The following is a 15,593-nucleotide window of genomic DNA, read 5'->3' on the forward strand; positions in this document are numbered from 1 at the left end:
GGCCCCCTGAGCGGAAGCCCCGCACCCCCGGCGACACCGAGCCCCGCAGAGCCGCGCTCCCGAGCGCAGCGGCCCTGCGGGGCTCGTCCGTGCCGGGGCCCGGCGGTGCAGCGGGCCGTGGCGGTACGAGCAGTACGAAAAGGGGGAGGGGCCGGAGTCCGAAAGGACTCCGGCCCCTCCCCCTTTTCCGGTTTTCCGGCTGTCTCAGCCCGCCCCGTGCGGTGCCCGCCGGAAGCGGGCCGTCAGGGCGTCGCGGCGCTCGGACCAGCGGGCCGCCACCGACGCCCAGCGGGCCGAGGCCGCCCAGCGGACCCGGACCGCCGAGCGGGGGGCGAGCAGGGCGCGGAGACGGGTGCGACGGTTCGCGCCCGCGTGGAAGCCCGCCCGGACCCGACCGGCCTCCTCGGCCAGGTCGGCGACCGGCTGCGGCCGGGGCGCGTACAGCACCTCCTCCACCGCCCGTGCCACCCGGTGCACCGCGTCGGCGGACTCGCCCCGCAGTTCGCCCAGGCGCACGATCCGCGCCGCCGCCCCGCGCGGTGTCTGCGACTCGTCCGGCTCGACCCCGTAGTCCCAGGCCGTGTCGTTGATCTCCCGCCAGACCGCGAGCGTCCGTGCCGCCGTCCCCCCGGCGCCCCGCGCCGAGGACCGCCCGGGCCTCCCGTCAGGGGGCGCCGGTCCGGACGGCACGGCCGCCGCCTCCTCCGCGTCCCACGCCCCGGCCGGCCCGAGCCGCCGGGCGCGGGCCCTGCTCCGCCAGAACAGCGGAAGCAGCGGCAGGACCAGGACCAGGGCCACGCCCACGACGACCAGGGCCGTGCCCAGCAGGTCGGGACCGGAGTCGTCCGGGGCCGCCTCGACCGCCGCCTGCTCCGAGCCGCACTCACCGAGCCTGCGCATCTGCGGCGTGCAGCTCTCCGGGGCGCTCGGCGCGGCGGACGGCTGCGCCGAGGCGCTCTGCTGCGGCTGCGCGGGCCCGGTGGCCGAGCCCGACGGTGTGGCCGGCCGGGCGTACGCCGGGGTGGAGCCCCGCGCCGGGGTCGGCTCGAACCGCGTCCAGCCCGCCCCCTCGAAGTACAGCTCCGGCCACGCGTGCGCGTCCCGGATGCCGACCGACACCGAGCCGTCGCTCTGCGGCGTGCCCGGCATGAAGCCCACGGCCACCCGGGCCGGGATGCCGAGCGTGCGGGCCATCGCCGCCATCGAGAAGGAGAAGTGGATGCAGAAGCCCTCCTTGTCCTTCAGGAAGCGGGAGATCGCCTGCACCCCGGTGCCCGACTGCACGTCCACGTCGTAGCGGAAGCCGCCGTCCCGGGCGAACCAGTCCTGGAGCCTCACGGCCCGCTCGTAGTCGTTGCGCGCGCCCCCGGTCACCTTCAGGGCCGTCGCCTTCACGTCGGCCGGCAGGGAAGCGGGCACCTCGGTGTACTCGCGGCGCAGCTTCTCCGGGACGGCCCCGGCGGCGGCCAGCTGCTCCGCCGTCGGCCGCACGTCCAGGCTGGTGACCTGGTAGCGGGCGCCCCGGGTGGTCTGCTTGTCGTCGCCGACCAGCATCCGGCCGGCCGGCTCGTACCGCCAGCGCCCCTCGACGTCGACCCGGGAGGCCGGGAACGGCATCGGCAGCCACTTCTGCTCGTAGTTCTCGGAGGCGACGAAGTTGCCGGTCACCTCGGTGACCCGGACGCCCTGCGCGAGCCCCTCCGGCCACGGCAGCCGCTCCGGCACGTCCTCGATCGGGCGGACCGAGGACTTCCACGAGAGGCCGTCGAACCGGTCGAGCGCGACCAGCCGCAGGTACATGCCGCTGGTGTCGGAGGCGTTGGTCCGGTAGCGCAGCACCTCCCGGTCGTCCTGCTGGCGCAGGTCGTCCTGGAGGGAGACCAGCGGGTTCACGGTGGAGATCGTGCCGCCCTTGCCGGCGCCCCCGGACCCCCCGCCGCCCCCGCCCGCGAGCAGGCCGCCGCTCAGACCGGGCAGCGCGAACGGCACCACCAGCGCGACCCCCAGGGCCACGGCCCCGATCCGGCGCCCGGTGCGGACCGGCGCGAAGTCCTGACCGCCGCTGCCGACGGTGGTGCCGGGCCGCCCGGTGCGCTGGACGCCGCCGAAGACCCGTCCCCACTGCGAGAGCCGGTCCCGGCCCTCGGCGAGGAGCAGCAGCAGATAGCCGGTGCCCGCCAGGAGGAACCAGAGCCACCCCGCGCCGCCGCCGGAGAGGCCGGCCGCCACCGAGTACAGGGCGAGCAGCGGCAGACCGGCCGGGGCCGCCTTGCGGAAGGTGACCGCGAGGGCGTCCACCAGGAGCCCGATCACGACCGTGCCGCCGACCAGCATGAGCCGGATGCCCTCGGTGTCCGGCGCGGGGACCGCGTACCGGCCGACGTCCTCGGCGCCCGCCCGGAACAGCTCGACGGCGTGCGTCACGGCCTCCGGCCCGGGGAAGAGCCGGAGGACCGCCTGCTCGGGGGTGAAGATCGCGGTCAGCGCGAGCAGCGCGACCGCCGTCTGGGCGAGGAGGGGCAGCGGCCGGGCCGACGAGAACCGCCGGACCAGCGTGCCCGCCCCGCTGACCAGGGCGAGCACGAAGGCCGCCGTGAAGATCCAGGTCGCCGGCTTGACCAGCGGGAGCAGGGCTCCGGCCGCCATCAGGGTGGCGGCCCAGGAGGCCGACGTTAGCCGTGCGCGCCCGCTCATGCCCGCCCTCCGTGGGGAGTGTCGGCGCCGGCCTCCGCGTGGACGCCGGCCGCCTGCTGCCACAGGTCGGGGAGCCGCGCCCCGGGCGGCACGGCGATCGCCGTCCAGCCCGCCTCGCGCAGCTGCCGCACCCGGTTCCCGGCCGCCCCGGAGACCGGGCCGCCGTTCAGCCAGGCGCCGGAGTCCAGGACGAAGGCGACGGCCGCGCCGGCGCGCCCCCGGGTCCGGGCGACGAGCGAGGCCTGCTCCTCGTCAAGGTCGCCGAGGAAGGCGACGAGCAGTTCGTCGCCGCCGGCCCGCAGCACGTCGGAGGCGCGCGAGAGACCGGCCCCCTCGGAGTGGTCCACGACCGCGAGGGCGTCCATCATCAGGCCGGCCGAGTCGGCCGGGTCCTGCACCGCGCCGCCGAAGCCCTCGGCGCCCCCCTCGCCGGGGACCGCGCTGCCGGTGTCGGTGAGCAGCCGGACCGTGTAGCCGCGCTCCAGCATGTGAACGAGCGCGGAGGCGGCGCCGGAGACCGCCCACTCGAAGGCGGAGTCGGGACCCGCGCCCCGGTAGCCCACCCCCCGGGTGTCGAGCAGGACGGTGCAGCGGGCCCGCTGCGGCTGCTCCTCGCGGCGGACCATCAGCTCGCCGTAGCGGGCGGTGGAGCGCCAGTGCACCCGGCGCAGGTCGTCGCCGTGGCGGTAGGCGCGGGGGATGACGTCGTCGTCGCCGGCGAGGGCGAGCGTGCGCTGCCGTCCCTCGCCGTACCCGGCGGCCTCGCCGAAGAGCCCGACCGGCGGCAGGGCCTCGGTCCTGGGCACGACGGTGAGGGTGTCGTACGCGCTGAAGGAGCGGGTCAGCTCGCACATCCCGAAGGGGTCGCTCAGCCGCAGCTGGAGCGGTCCGAGCGGGAAGCGGCCGCGCAGGTCCGAGCGGACCCGGTAGGACACCTCGCGCCGCCCGCCCGCCTCGACCCGGTCCAGGACGAAGCGGGGCCGGGACCCCAGCATGTACGGCACGTGGTCCTGGAGCATGAGCAGCCCGGTGGGCAGCTTGGAGACGTTCTCCATCCGCAGCCGGACCCGGGCCTCGGTGCCCGTCTCCACCCGCTGGGGGGTGAGCAGACGCGAGGTCGCGACCCGGTAGCGGGTCCGGTGCAGCACGAGGACGCAGATCAGCGGCAGGACGGCGAGCAGCAGCCCGACGCGCAGCAGATCCGCCTGGCCGAGGACGTACGCGCAGACGGCGGCGGCCACCCCGGCGGCGAGGAAGGACCGGCCGCGCGTGGTGAGGCCGCTCAGGGCGGCCCGCGGCCCGCCCCGGTCGGCGTCGCCCCGCGGCCCGTCCGGCACGGCGGCGCTGCTCATCACAGCCGCCGGGCGCCGGGCTGCTGCTGGCCGTAGAGCGGCCCGGCGGGCGGGGCCGCGGCCGGTACGGGGGTGCGCTGCAGGATGTCGTGGACGACCTGCTCGGCGGTGCGGCGGTTCAGCTGGGCCTGCGCCGTCGGCAGCAGCCGGTGGGCGAGGACGGGCGCGGCGAGCGCCTGGAGGTCGTCGGGCAGCACGTACTCGCGGCCGCTGAGCGCGGCGGAGGCCCGGGCGGCCCGGAGCAGGTGGAGCGTGGCCCGGGGGGAGGCGCCGAGCCGCAGGTCGGGGTGGGTGCGGGTGGCGGCGACGAGGTCGACCGCGTACCGGCGCACGGCGTCGGCGACGTGCACCGCGCGCACCGCCTCGATCAGCTTCAGGACGTCGTGGGCGTGCGCGACCGGCTGGAGGTCGTCCAGCGGGTTGACCGCGCCGTGCACGTCGAGCATCTGGAACTCGGCCTCGGCGCTCGGGTAGCCGATGGAGACCCGGGCCATGAAGCGGTCGCGCTGGGCCTCGGGCAGCGGATAGGTGCCCTCCATCTCGACCGGGTTCTGGGTGGCCACCACCATGAACGGGCCGGGCAGCTCGTACGTCTGCCCGTCGATGGTGACCTGCCGCTCCTCCATGGACTCCAGGAGCGCGGACTGCGTCTTCGGCGAGGCGCGGTTGATCTCGTCGCCGATCACGATCTGGGCGAAGATCGCGCCCGGCTTGAACTCGAACTCCCGGCGCTGCTGGTCGAAGATCGACACGCCCGTGACGTCCGAGGGCAGCAGGTCCGGCGTGAACTGGATGCGGCGCACCGAGCAGTCGATGGACCGGGCCAGGGTCTTGGCCAGCATGGTCTTGCCGACGCCGGGGACGTCCTCGATCAGGAGGTGTCCCTCGGCGAGCAGCACGGTCAGCGAAAGCCGTACGACCTCGGGCTTGCCCTCGATCACACTCTCCACCGACCTGCGGACGCGCTCCGCAGTGGCGGTCAGATCAGTGAGGCTCGCTCGATCGTCATAGGTCGTCACCCGGCCCTCCTCGGCCTTCCGAAACACATGGACACCCGCCCCCGGTGGGATCTTCGTGAGGTGTCCACCCGGGCATTCTTGTTGGCGTGGCCGGGTCGTGTCACTCGGCTGCCGACAAGTACGGAGGAAATGCCGGAGTTTCGACCGCTTGGGCCTGTCCGGCGGATCATGGCCGGGCCCGCGACGCCCGGCACGGCGCCTCGCCGCGTTGCCGAAACGCCCCGACAGCTCCGCTGTCGAGACGCTCCGGCGCCTTGCGAGCCACCGCACCGGACGCCGCGGCCCACCCGACCCTGATCCGCCGGACAGGCCCAAGCCCGGCCGGCCGGGCCCGATCGGTTCAGGCCCGGCCGACCGGGCCCGGTGGGTTCAGGCCCGGCCGGCGGCGGGGGCGTCCGACGGGTCGATCTCGCGCAACAGGCCGGTCGTCACGTCGAAGACGAAGCCACGCACGTCGTCGGTGTGCAGCAGGAAGGGGGAGGTCCGCACCCGCTGCATCGACTGCCGGACGTCCTGGTCCACGTCGCGGAAGGCCTCGACCGCCCAGGCCGGACGCTGGCCGACCTCCATCTCCAGCTCGTGCCGGAACTCCTCGGTGAGCGATTCCAGACCGCAGCCGGTGTGGTGGATCAGGACCACGCTGCGCGTCTTCAGGGCGCGCTGGCTGATGGTGAGGGAGCGGATCACGTCGTCGGTGACCACGCCGCCCGCGTTGCGGATGGTGTGGCAGTCGCCGAGTTCGAGGCCGAGGGCCGCGTGCAGGTCGAGGCGGGCGTCCATGCAGGCGACGACGGCGACGCCCAGCACGGGGCGCGCGTCCATCCCCGGGTCGGTGAAGTCGGAGGCGTAGCGTTCGTTCGCCGCGACGAGGCGGTCGGTGACCGTGGAACCGGTCGGTACGGCTTCGGCGGCGGGGTGCGCGGAGGTCGTCATGGTTCAGACGTTAACGGGCACGGACCTCCCCGGCCCGCTGTGAGAGGGGACAAAGAACGTCAATGAACCTTGTTGTGAGCTAATCCACAGGGGGCGGGAGGCACGCCCCGAACGAGTGAGCCGCCCGGAATGTCCCCCGGGACCGCCGGGGCCGTGCGACGCGCCAGCGGGTTGATTGACCGGCGGGGCCCGTGGACTAAAGTGGCGCGGAGTCCACGGAGACAACGAGCGGTTTCCGCGGTTTCTCCCCCGTGTGCGCGGCGGTACCCACGGCTCGGCCTCCTCCCGCTCGCCGGTCGGCCCGCGCGCCCCTCCGGCGCCGGACGACCGCTTCTCCCCCGGCGAGCGGGCGGGGACCCGGCGGTACGTGCCCCCGTGCCCGACCCGAGAGGGCGCATTGAGCAACGACCGACACGTCCCGGTGATGCTCCAGCGGTGCCTGGACATGTTGGCCCCCGCCCTGGAGCGCCCCGGCGCGGTCGTCGTCGACTGCACCCTGGGGCTCGGCGGCCACAGCGAGGCCCTGCTGAAGAGGTTCCCCGAGGTGCGGCTCGTCGCCCTCGACCGGGACAAGGAGGCCCTGAGGCTCTCCGGCGAACGGCTCGCCCCCTACGGCGAGCGGGCCACCCTCGTCCACGCGGTGTACGACGAACTGCCCGAGGTCCTCGACCGGCTCGGCATCCCGAAGGTGGACGGCGTCCTGTTCGACCTGGGCGTCTCCTCCATGCAGCTGGACGAGGCCGACCGCGGCTTCGCCTACGCCCAGGACGCCCCGCTCGACATGCGCATGGACCAGTCGACCGGCATCGGCGCCGCCGAGGTCCTCAACACCTACCCGCCCGGCGAACTGGTCCGCATCCTGCGCGCGTACGGCGAGGAGAAGCAGGCCAAGCGGATCGTCTCCGCGATCGTGCGCGAGCGCGAGAAGGAGCCGTTCACCACCAGCGCCCGGCTCGTCGAGCTCATCCGCGACGCCCTGCCCCAGGCCGCCAAGCGCACCGGCGGCAACCCGGCCAAGCGCACCTTCCAGGCCCTGCGCATCGAGGTCAACCACGAACTCGACAGCGTCGAGAGGGCGATCCCGGCGGCCGTGAAGGCCCTCACCGTCGGCGGCCGGGTCGCCGTCCTCTCGTACCAGTCCCTGGAGGACCGGATCGTCAAGCAGGTCTTCGCGGCCGGCGCGGCCACCACCGCCCCGCCCGGTCTGCCGGTCGTCCCGGAGAAGTACCAGCCCCGTCTGAAGCTGCTCACCCGCGGCGCCGAACTGCCCACCGAGGAGGAGGTCGCCGAGAACCGGCGCGCCGCCCCGGCCCGGCTGCGGGGCGCCGAGCGCATCCGGGAAGACGTCCTGTGAGCACGGCGAAGGGGCCCCTCAAAGGGCGGGCCGCGCGGCTCGGACGGCTCATGCCGTCGGGGCCCAGCACGGCCGCCCGCACCCCCTTCGTCCTGCTCGTCGTCGTCCTGCTCGGCGGCGGCCTGATCAGCCTGCTCCTGCTGAACTCGGCGCTCAACCAGGGCTCCTTCCAGCTGAACGAGCTGAAGAACAGGACCACCGAACTCACCGACGAGCAGCAGGCGCTCCAGCGGGACGTGGACGACTACGCGGCCCCCGACGCCCTGGAGCGGCGGGCCCGCGAGCTCGGCATGGTCCCGGGCGGCAGCCCCGCCTTCCTCGGCCCGGACGGCAAGGTCCTCGGCCGGCCCTCCGCCGCCCCCTTCCCGACGCCGAGCCCGACGCCGACGGCCTCCGCCACGGACTCCCCGGGGCAGCCGGCGGTCGCGGGCGCACCGGCCGGCGCTCCCGCGACCGCCGGCGCGGAGTCCACCGGCACCGCCGGCGCGGGCCCCACCACAGCCGCCACCGGCCCGGCCCCGACCGCGCCCGCAACCGCTCCCACGACCTCCGGCAGGTGACCGAGCAGTGCCCCCCAAGGAGCCCCCGCGCCGCCGCGTCCCCGGCCCCGCACGGCCCGCCCGCCCCCGGCCCGCCCAGGCGGCCCCCGGCTCCGGCGGCACCCGGGCGCCCCGCCCCGCGCCGCGCCCGGCCGCGCAGCGGACCGCGCCCCGGCCCCCGGCCCGTCGGCCCCGGACCATCAAGCTCGGCAACCCCCGGCCCCGGCTGCGCCTGGTCTCCCTCGGCCTGACCCTCGTCATGCTGGTCTTCGTCGTCCGGCTGCTCCAGGTCCAGGCCGTCGACGCCGACGCGTACGCCGCCAAGGCCGACAAGTACCGCTTCCAGGAGTACACGCTCTCCGCCGAGCGCGGCGAGATCACCGACCGCAACGGCATCGCGCTCGCCACCAGCGTCGACGCGTACGACATCACCGCCGACCCCAAGCTCTTCACCCCGGAGGAGAGCAAGGTCGCGGACGCCCCCGAGCAGGCGGCCGCCCTCCTCGCCCCGATCCTCGGCAAGCAGCCCGCCGAGCTGGCGAAGAAGCTCCGCACCCCCAAGTCCCGCTACACCCTCCTCGCCCGCAAGCAGACCCCGCAGGTGTGGAACCAGATCAAGGACCTCAAGAAGGTCTACGGGCAGAAGTCCCAGCCCTCCGCCGGGGGCAACGGGATCAACCTCCTCGGCGGCATCCTCAGCGAGCCCAGCACCAAGCGCGTCTACCCGAACGGCGAACTCGCCGCCGGGATACTGGGCTACGTGAACGCCGAGGGCCGGGGTGCCGGCGGTCTGGAGTCCATGCTCGACAAGGACCTCGCCGGCAAGGACGGCAAGATCCGCTTCACCCAGTCCGGCGGCCGCCAGGTGCCCACCGCCGGCTCCCGGGGCACCCCCGCCGTCCCCGGCGCGAACATCGAGCTGACCATCGACCGGGACATCCAGTGGGCCGCCCAGCAGGCCATCACCGAGCAGGTGAGGAAGTCCAAGGCGGACCGCGGCTACGTCATCGTGCAGGACACCCGCACCGGCGAGGTCCTCGCCATGGCCAACGCCCCCGGCTTCGACCCCAACGACCTCTCCGCCGCCAACGCCGCCGCCATGGGCAACGCCGCCCTCCAGGACGCCTACGAGCCCGGCTCCACCAGCAAGGTCATGTCCATGGCCGCCGTCCTGGAGGAGGGCAAGGCCGCCCCCGGCACCCACGTCACCGTCCCCAACCGGCTCCACCGCGGCGACCGGCTCTTCAAGGACGACGTCGACCACGAGACCTGGTACCTGACCCTCAACGGCGTCCTCGCCAAGTCCAGCAACATCGGCACCATCCTCGCCACCGGCCGGCTCGGCGCCACCCAGGCCGAGTCCAACGAGGTGCTCCACTCCTACCTGCGCAAGTTCGGCATCGGCAGCCCCACCGGCCTCGGCTACCCCGGGGAGACCCCCGGCATCCTCGCCAAGCCGAAGGACTGGTCCACCTCGCAGCAGTACACGATCCCCTTCGGCCAGGGCCTCTCCGTCAACGCCATGCAGGCCGCCTCCGTGTACTCGACCGTCGCCAACGGAGGCGTACGGACCGCCCCCACCCTCGTGCGCGGCACCAGGGGCCCCGACGGGCGCTTCACCCCGGCCCCCCGGCCCGAGGAGTCCCGCGTCGTCAGCGAGAAGACCGCCAAGACCCTCGCCGCCATGATGGAGTCCGTCGTCGACGACGAGGAGGGCACCGGCACCCGCGCCGCGATCCCCGGCTACCGCGTCGCCGGAAAGACCGGCACCGCCAACCGCGTCGACCCCGAACTCGGCCGCTACAAGGGCTACACCGCCTCCTTCGCCGGCTTCGCCCCCGCCGACGCGCCGAGGATCACCGTCTACTGCGCCATCCAGAACCCCACCAAGGGAAGCTACTTCGGCGGCCAGATCTGCGGCCCCATCTACAAGAAGGTCATGGAGTTCGCCCTCAAGACCCTCCACATCGCCCCCACGGGCAGCGCGCCCGCCCGACTGCCGGTCACCTTCGACCCCACCCCGTGACACTCCGGGAGCACCAGTGACAACGATCACCCCCCATTCCGGGAACCGGAAATCGAACTCCGGCGAGGCCCCGGCCTCTTTTGGCCCCCCACAGGGTGGGCCCGGTACGCTCACCGCCGTGCCACACGCTGATCAGTACCGAACCACCCCGCCACGGCCGGAGCGGGTCCGCCCGACACCCCTGGGCGACCTGGCCGCGCACCTGGGGACCGACACCCCGGGGGACGCCGAGGTCTCGGGCATCACCCACGACTCCCGGGCCGTGCGCCCCGGCGACGTGTACGCCGCCCTGCCCGGCGCCCGCCTCCACGGCGCCGACTTCGTCGCCCAGGCCGCCGGACTCGGCGCCGCCGCGATCCTCACCGACCCGGCGGGCGCCGACCGCGCCGCCGCCACCGGCCTGCCGGTCCTGGTCGTCGAGGACCCGCGCGGCCGGATGGGCGAACTCGCCGCCGAGATCTACGGACGGCCCGGCGCCGGCCTCCTGAAGATCGGCATCACCGGCACCTCCGGCAAGACCACCACCGCCTACCTGGTGGAGGGCGGACTGCGCGGCGCCGGACGGCGCACCGGACTCGTCGGCACCGTCGAGATGCGGATCGGCGACGAGCGCGTCAAGTCCGAGCGCACCACCCCCGAGGCCACCGACCTCCAGGCCCTCTTCGCCGTCATGCGCGAACGGGACGTCGAGGCCGTCGCCATGGAGGTCTCCAGCCACGCCCTCGTGCTCGGCCGGGTCGACGGCTGCGTCTTCGACGTCGCCGTCTTCAACAACCTCAGCCCGGAGCACATGGAGTTCCACTCCGACATGGAGGACTACTTCCGGGCCAAGGCCGGGCTCTTCACGCCCGAGCGCAGCCGCCTGGGCGTGGTCAACCTCGACGACGCGTACGGCCGCAGGCTCGTGAAGGAGGCCGGCGTCCCGGTCCTCACCTTCTCCGCCGAGGGCCGCACCGACGCCGACTGGCGCGCCGAGGACCTCGTCCTGGGCTCCCACGACTCGACGTTCACCGCCGTCGGCCCCGGGGGCGAGCGGATCGCCGCCACCGCCCCGCTGCCCGGCCCGTTCAACGTCGCCAACACCCTCGCCGCGATCGCCGTCCTCGCCGCCGCGGGCCTCGACCCGAAGGCCGCCGCCGAGGGCGTCGCCGCCGTCCCCGGCGTCCCCGGCCGCCTGGAGCGCGTCGACGCCGGACAGCCGTACCTCGCGGTCGTCGACTACGCGCACAAGACGGACGCCGTCGAATCGGTCCTGCGCTCCCTGCGCGAGGTCACCGAGGGCCGGCTGCACGTGGTCATCGGCTGCGGCGGCGACCGGGACGTCACCAAACGCGGCCCGATGGGCGCCGCCGCCGCGCGGCTCGCCGACACCGCCGTGCTGACCTCGGACAACCCCCGTTCCGAGGACCCCCTCGCCATCCTCACCGCCATGCTCACCGGCGCCGCCGGGGTCCCGGCGGAGGAGCGCGGCGAGGTCCTCGTCCTCGCCGACCGCGCCGCCGCGATCGCCGCGGCCGTCGCCCGCGCCCGGCCGGGCGACACCGTCCTGGTCGCGGGCAAGGGCCACGAGCAGGGCCAGGAGATCGCCGGGGCCGTCCGCCCCTTCGACGACCGCGAGGTCCTGCGCGCCGCGATCCTCGAACAGAAGGCCCGGACCGCCCCGTCGGGCGGCAGTGCCGAAGCCAGTCACCAGAACAGTCAGGGATGAAGCAGTGATCGCCCTCTCCCTCGCCGAGATCGCCGAAATCGTCGGCGGGCAGGCGCACGACATACCGGACCCGGCCGCCCGGATCACCGGGCCCGTCGTCATCGACTCCCGCGAGGTGCGGGAAGGCAGCCTCTTCGCCGCCTTCGCCGGTGAGCGCGTCGACGGCCACGACTACGCGCGGCGCGCCGTGGAGGCGGGTGCGACGGCCGTGCTCGCCGCCCGCCCCGTCGGCGTGCCCGCGATCGTCGTGGACGACGTCCAGACCGCCCTCGGGGCCCTCGCCCGCGCCGTCGTCGAACGCCTCGGCACCGACGTCGTCGCCCTCACCGGCTCGGCGGGCAAGACCTCCACCAAGGACCTGATCGCCCAGGTCCTGGAGCGGCACGCGCCCACCGTGTGGACGCCCGGATCGCTCAACAACGAGATCGGACTGCCCCTCACGGCGCTCACCGCGACCGAGGAGACCCGGCACCTGGTCCTGGAGATGGGCGCCCGGGGCATCGGCCACATCCGCTACCTCACCACCCTGACCCCGCCCCGCATCGGCCTCGTCCTCAACGTGGGCTCCGCCCACATCGGCGAGTTCGGCGGCCGCGAACAGATCGCCCTGGCGAAGGGCGAGATGGTCGAGTCGCTTCCCGCCGAGGCCGAGGGGGGAGTGGCGGTCCTCAACGCCGACGACCCCCTCGTGCGCGCGATGGCCGACCGCACCAAGGCCCGCGTGACCCTGTTCGGAGAAGCGGACGAAGCGGCCGTACGTGCCGAGAACGTCCACCTCACCGAGACCGGGAGGCCCTCTTTCCGCCTTCACACACCCACCGGGTGCAGCGACGTGACCTTGCGCCTGTACGGTGAGCACCACGTGTCGAACGCGCTCGCCGCGGCCGCCGTCGCGCACGAGCTGGGCATGCCTGTCGAAGAGATCGCCACCGCGCTCTCCGAGGCCGGCTCCCTGTCGCGCTGGCGCATGGAGGTCACCGAGCGTCCGGACGGCGTGACGATCGTCAACGACGCCTACAACGCGAACCCCGAGTCCATGCGGGCCGCCCTGCGCGCGCTCGCGGCCATGGGCCGGGCCGCACAGGCCCGGGGGGCCCGTACGTGGGCGGTGCTCGGCAAGATGGCCGAGCTCGGGGACGCATCGCTCGTCGAGCACGACGCGGTCGGACGGCTCGCCGTCCGGCTCAACGTCAGCAAGCTCGTGGCGGTCGGGGACAGGGAAGCGTCCTGGCTGCAACTGGGCGCATATAACGAGGGTTCGTGGGGTGAGGAGTCGGTGCACGTGTCCGACGCGCAGGCGGCGGTCGACCTGTTGCGCAGTGAGCTGCGCCCGGGGGACGTCGTCCTTGTGAAGGCTTCCAGGTCGGTCGGTCTCGAACAGGTCGCCCTGGCTCTCCTCGACACCGAGGGCGAGGTCACCGGCCGATGAGGCAGATCCTCTTCGCGGGGGCCATCGGGCTCTTCCTGACCCTGATCGGCACCCCGCTGCTCATCAAGCTGCTCGCCCGCAAGGGGTACGGGCAGTTCATCCGGGACGACGGCCCGCGCGGCCACGCCGGGAAGAAGGGCACGCCCACCATGGGCGGCATCTCCTTCATCCTGGCCACGCTCATCGCGTACGCGCTGGCCAAGGTCATCACGGGTGAACCCGTCTCGTACTCCGGCGTGCTCGTCCTCTTCCTGATGGCGGGCATGGGCCTGGTCGGCTTCCTCGACGACTACATCAAGATCGTCAAGCAGCGGTCGCTCGGTCTGCGGGCCAAGGCGAAGATGGCCGGACAGCTGATCGTGGGCATCGCCTTCGCGGTGCTCGCGCTCCAGTTCTCCGACTCGCGCGGACTCACCCCGGCCTCCGAGAAGCTCTCCTTCATCACGGACTTCGGCTGGACCATCGGCCCGGTGCTCTTCGTGGTCTGGGCGCTCTTCATGATCCTGGCCATGTCCAACGGCGTGAACCTGACGGACGGTCTGGACGGCCTGGCCACCGGCGCCTCCGTGATGGTCTTCGGCGCGTACACCTTCATCGGGCTCTGGCAGTTCCAGGAGTCCTGTGCCAACGCGCTGACCCTCACCAACCCCAACGCCTGCTTCGAGGTCCGCGACCCGCTGGACCTCGCGGTCGTGGCCTCCGCCCTCATGGGCGCCTGCTTCGGCTTCCTGTGGTGGAACACCTCGCCCGCCAAGATCTTCATGGGCGACACCGGCTCGCTCGCCCTCGGCGGCGCCCTCGCCGGCCTCGCCATCTGCTCCCGTACGGAGCTCCTCCTCGCGCTGCTCGGCGGCCTGTTCGTGCTGATCACGATGTCCGTGGTCATCCAGGTCGGCTCGTTCAAGCTCACCGGCAGGCGCGTCTTCCGGATGGCCCCCCTCCAGCACCACTTCGAACTCAAGGGGTGGTCCGAGGTCCTGGTCGTCGTCCGGTTCTGGATCATCCAGGGCATGTGCGTGATCGTGGGCCTGGGCCTCTTCTACGCGGGATGGGCAGCGGACAAGTGACAGAGCGGCTCGACTGGAACGGCAAGAACGTCACCGTCGCGGGACTCGGCGTCTCCGGCATCCCGGCCGCCCGCGCCCTCGGCGCCCTCGGCGCCCGCGTGACCGTCGTCAACGACGGCGACGACGAGCGCTCCCGGGCCCAGGCCGCCGCACTGGAGGCCGAGGGGATCACCGTCCGCCTCGGCGACGGCGACACCCTGCCGGCCGGCACCGAGCTGATCGTCACCACCCCCGGCTGGCGCCCCGACAAGCCCCTCTTCGCGGCCGCCGCCGAGGCGGGCGTGGAGGTCTGGGGCGACGTCGAACTGGCCTGGCGGCTCCGGGGCCCCGGAGCCGCCCCCTGGCTCGCCGTCACCGGCACCAACGGCAAGACCACGACCGTGCGGATGCTCGCCTCCATCCTGGAGGCGGCCGGACTGCGCACCGCCGCCGTCGGCAACATCGGCGTCTCGCTCCTCGACGCCGTCCTCGGCGAGCAGGAGTACGACGTGCTCGCCGTCGAGCTCTCCAGCTACCAGCTCCACTGGGCGCCCTCGGTCCGCGTCCACTCGGCCGCCGTCCTCAACCTGGCCCCCGACCACCTCGACTGGCACGGCTCCATGGAGGCGTACGCCGCCGACAAGGGCCGCATCTACGAGGGCAACCGGGTCGCCTGCGTGTACAACACCGCCGACAAGGCCACCGAGGACCTGGTCCGCGAGGCCGACGTCGAGGAGGGCTGCCGCGCGATCGGCTTCACCCTCGGCACCCCCGGCCCCTCCGAACTGGGCGTCGTCGAGGGCCTCCTCGTCGACCGGGCCTTCGCCCCGAACCGGCAGAAGAACGCCCAGGAGCTCGCCGAGGTCTCCGACGTGCAGCCCCCGGCCCCGCACAACGTCGCCAACGCCCTGGCCGCCGCCGCCCTGGCCCGCGCCTTCGGCGTCGACGCCAGGGCCGTACGGGACGGCCTGAAGGCCTTCCGGCCCGACCCGCACCGCATCGAACCGGTCGAGGAGGTCGGGGGAGTCACGTACGTGGACGACTCCAAGGCCACCAACACCCACGCCGCGGAAGCCTCCTTGGCCGCCTACGACCCGATCGTCTGGATCGCCGGCGGCCTCGCCAAGGGCGCGACCTTCGACGAGCTGGTCCAGAAGTCCGCGAAGCGGCTGCGCGGGGCCGTCCTGATCGGCGCCGACCGGGCCCTGATCCGCGAAGCCCTGGCGCGACACGCCCCGGAGGTCCCGGTGGTCGACCTCGACCGGACCGACACTGGGGCGATGTCCGAGGCGGTCCGCGAGGCGGCCCGGCTCGCCCGCCCCGGGGACACGGTCCTGCTCGCCCCGGCCTGCGCCTCGATGGACATGTTCACCAACTACAACACGCGCGGCGAGGCCTTCGCGGACGCGGTCCGCGCCCTCGCCGCCACCGGGGACGCCTGACCCGACCAGTGGGAGGGTCCGGCCGCACCGGACACGACCGGAGGGGACGGC

11 protein-coding genes are annotated in these 15,593 nt (G+C 74.0%); 7 read left to right on the forward strand and 4 right to left on the reverse strand.

The window, feature by feature from the left end; translation table 11 throughout:
* Positions 1 to 204: 204 nt before the first annotated feature.
* The 4 genes from OO47_RS01910 to OO47_RS01925 form a co-directional block, all read right to left on the reverse strand.
* Complete coding sequence (locus OO47_RS01910) at positions 205 to 2,694, reverse strand: DUF3488 and transglutaminase-like domain-containing protein (protein WP_030205572.1); 2,490 nt, start codon at positions 2,692 to 2,694, stop codon at positions 205 to 207.
* Positions 2,691 to 4,046 (reverse strand): DUF58 domain-containing protein, encoded by a 1,356-nt coding sequence (locus OO47_RS01915; protein ID WP_030205569.1) that lies wholly within the window; start codon positions 4,044 to 4,046, stop codon positions 2,691 to 2,693. The genes OO47_RS01910 and OO47_RS01915 overlap by 4 nt, the downstream gene beginning before the upstream one ends.
* Positions 4,046 to 5,065 carry an AAA family ATPase gene (locus tag OO47_RS01920; protein WP_030205567.1) on the reverse strand — a complete coding sequence of 340 codons (1,020 nt, stop codon included), beginning with the start codon at positions 5,063 to 5,065 and terminating at the stop codon, positions 4,046 to 4,048. Before OO47_RS01920 ends, OO47_RS01915 begins: the two co-directional genes overlap by 1 nt.
* A gap of 369 nt (positions 5,066 to 5,434) precedes the next feature.
* Positions 5,435 to 5,998 carry a beta-class carbonic anhydrase gene (locus OO47_RS01925; protein WP_030205558.1) on the reverse strand — a complete coding sequence of 188 codons (564 nt, stop codon included), beginning with the start codon at positions 5,996 to 5,998 and terminating at the stop codon, positions 5,435 to 5,437.
* A 397-nt stretch (positions 5,999 to 6,395) separates the two neighbouring features.
* Here OO47_RS01925 and rsmH point away from each other — a divergent pair, with 397 nt between their 5' ends.
* The 7 genes from rsmH to murD are packed head-to-tail and all read left to right on the forward strand — an operon-like array spanning position 6,396 to position 15,542.
* A complete protein-coding gene (rsmH, locus tag OO47_RS01930) occupies positions 6,396 to 7,352 on the forward strand; it encodes a 16S rRNA (cytosine(1402)-N(4))-methyltransferase RsmH (protein WP_030205555.1) in 957 nt (318 codons plus the stop codon).
* On the forward strand, positions 7,349 to 7,912 hold the full coding sequence (locus tag OO47_RS01935) for an FtsB family cell division protein (protein ID WP_030205553.1): 564 nt from the start codon (positions 7,349 to 7,351) through the stop codon (positions 7,910 to 7,912). The genes rsmH and OO47_RS01935 overlap by 4 nt, the downstream gene beginning before the upstream one ends.
* 7 nt (positions 7,913 to 7,919) lie before the next feature.
* On the forward strand, positions 7,920 to 9,917 hold the full coding sequence (locus OO47_RS01940) for a peptidoglycan D,D-transpeptidase FtsI family protein (protein ID WP_030205550.1): 1,998 nt from the start codon (positions 7,920 to 7,922) through the stop codon (positions 9,915 to 9,917).
* A gap of 16 nt (positions 9,918 to 9,933) precedes the next feature.
* On the forward strand, positions 9,934 to 11,625 hold the full coding sequence (locus tag OO47_RS01945; RefSeq protein WP_030205547.1) for a UDP-N-acetylmuramoyl-L-alanyl-D-glutamate--2,6-diaminopimelate ligase: 1,692 nt from the start codon (positions 9,934 to 9,936) through the stop codon (positions 11,623 to 11,625).
* A 4-nt stretch (positions 11,626 to 11,629) separates the two neighbouring features.
* Positions 11,630 to 13,054 (forward strand): UDP-N-acetylmuramoyl-tripeptide--D-alanyl-D-alanine ligase, encoded by a 1,425-nt coding sequence (locus tag OO47_RS01950; RefSeq protein WP_030205544.1) that lies wholly within the window; start codon positions 11,630 to 11,632, stop codon positions 13,052 to 13,054.
* The gene (gene mraY, locus OO47_RS01955) at positions 13,051 to 14,121 is read left to right on the forward strand and encodes a phospho-N-acetylmuramoyl-pentapeptide-transferase (RefSeq protein ID WP_030205543.1); all 1,071 of its coding nucleotides are present in this window, start codon (positions 13,051 to 13,053) and stop codon (positions 14,119 to 14,121) included. The genes OO47_RS01950 and mraY overlap by 4 nt, the downstream gene beginning before the upstream one ends.
* Positions 14,103 to 15,542, forward strand: a complete 1,440-nt coding sequence (murD, locus tag OO47_RS01960; protein ID WP_030205542.1) for a UDP-N-acetylmuramoyl-L-alanine--D-glutamate ligase — start codon at positions 14,103 to 14,105, stop codon at positions 15,540 to 15,542. Before mraY ends, murD begins: the two co-directional genes overlap by 19 nt.
* Positions 15,543 to 15,593 lie beyond the last annotated feature (51 nt).

This window comes from Streptomyces bikiniensis (assembly GCF_000716625.1).
Taxonomy (GTDB): domain Bacteria; phylum Actinomycetota; class Actinomycetes; order Streptomycetales; family Streptomycetaceae; genus Streptomyces; species Streptomyces bikiniensis.

What these genes read in the sequence shown, in the direction of transcription:
- murD (WP_030205542.1), top strand. Translation starts at nt 14,103, where the DNA reads ATGGGCAGCGGACAAGTGACAGAGCGGCTCGACTGGAACGGCAAGAAC.
- OO47_RS01910 (WP_030205572.1), bottom strand. Translation starts at nt 2,694, where the DNA reads ATGAGCGGGCGCGCACGGCTAACGTCGGCCTCCTGGGCCGCCACCCTG.
- mraY (WP_030205543.1), top strand. Translation starts at nt 13,051, where the DNA reads ATGAGGCAGATCCTCTTCGCGGGGGCCATCGGGCTCTTCCTGACCCTG.
- OO47_RS01915 (WP_030205569.1), bottom strand. Translation starts at nt 4,046, where the DNA reads ATGAGCAGCGCCGCCGTGCCGGACGGGCCGCGGGGCGACGCCGACCGG.
- OO47_RS01925 (WP_030205558.1), bottom strand. Translation starts at nt 5,998, where the DNA reads ATGACGACCTCCGCGCACCCCGCCGCCGAAGCCGTACCGACCGGTTCC.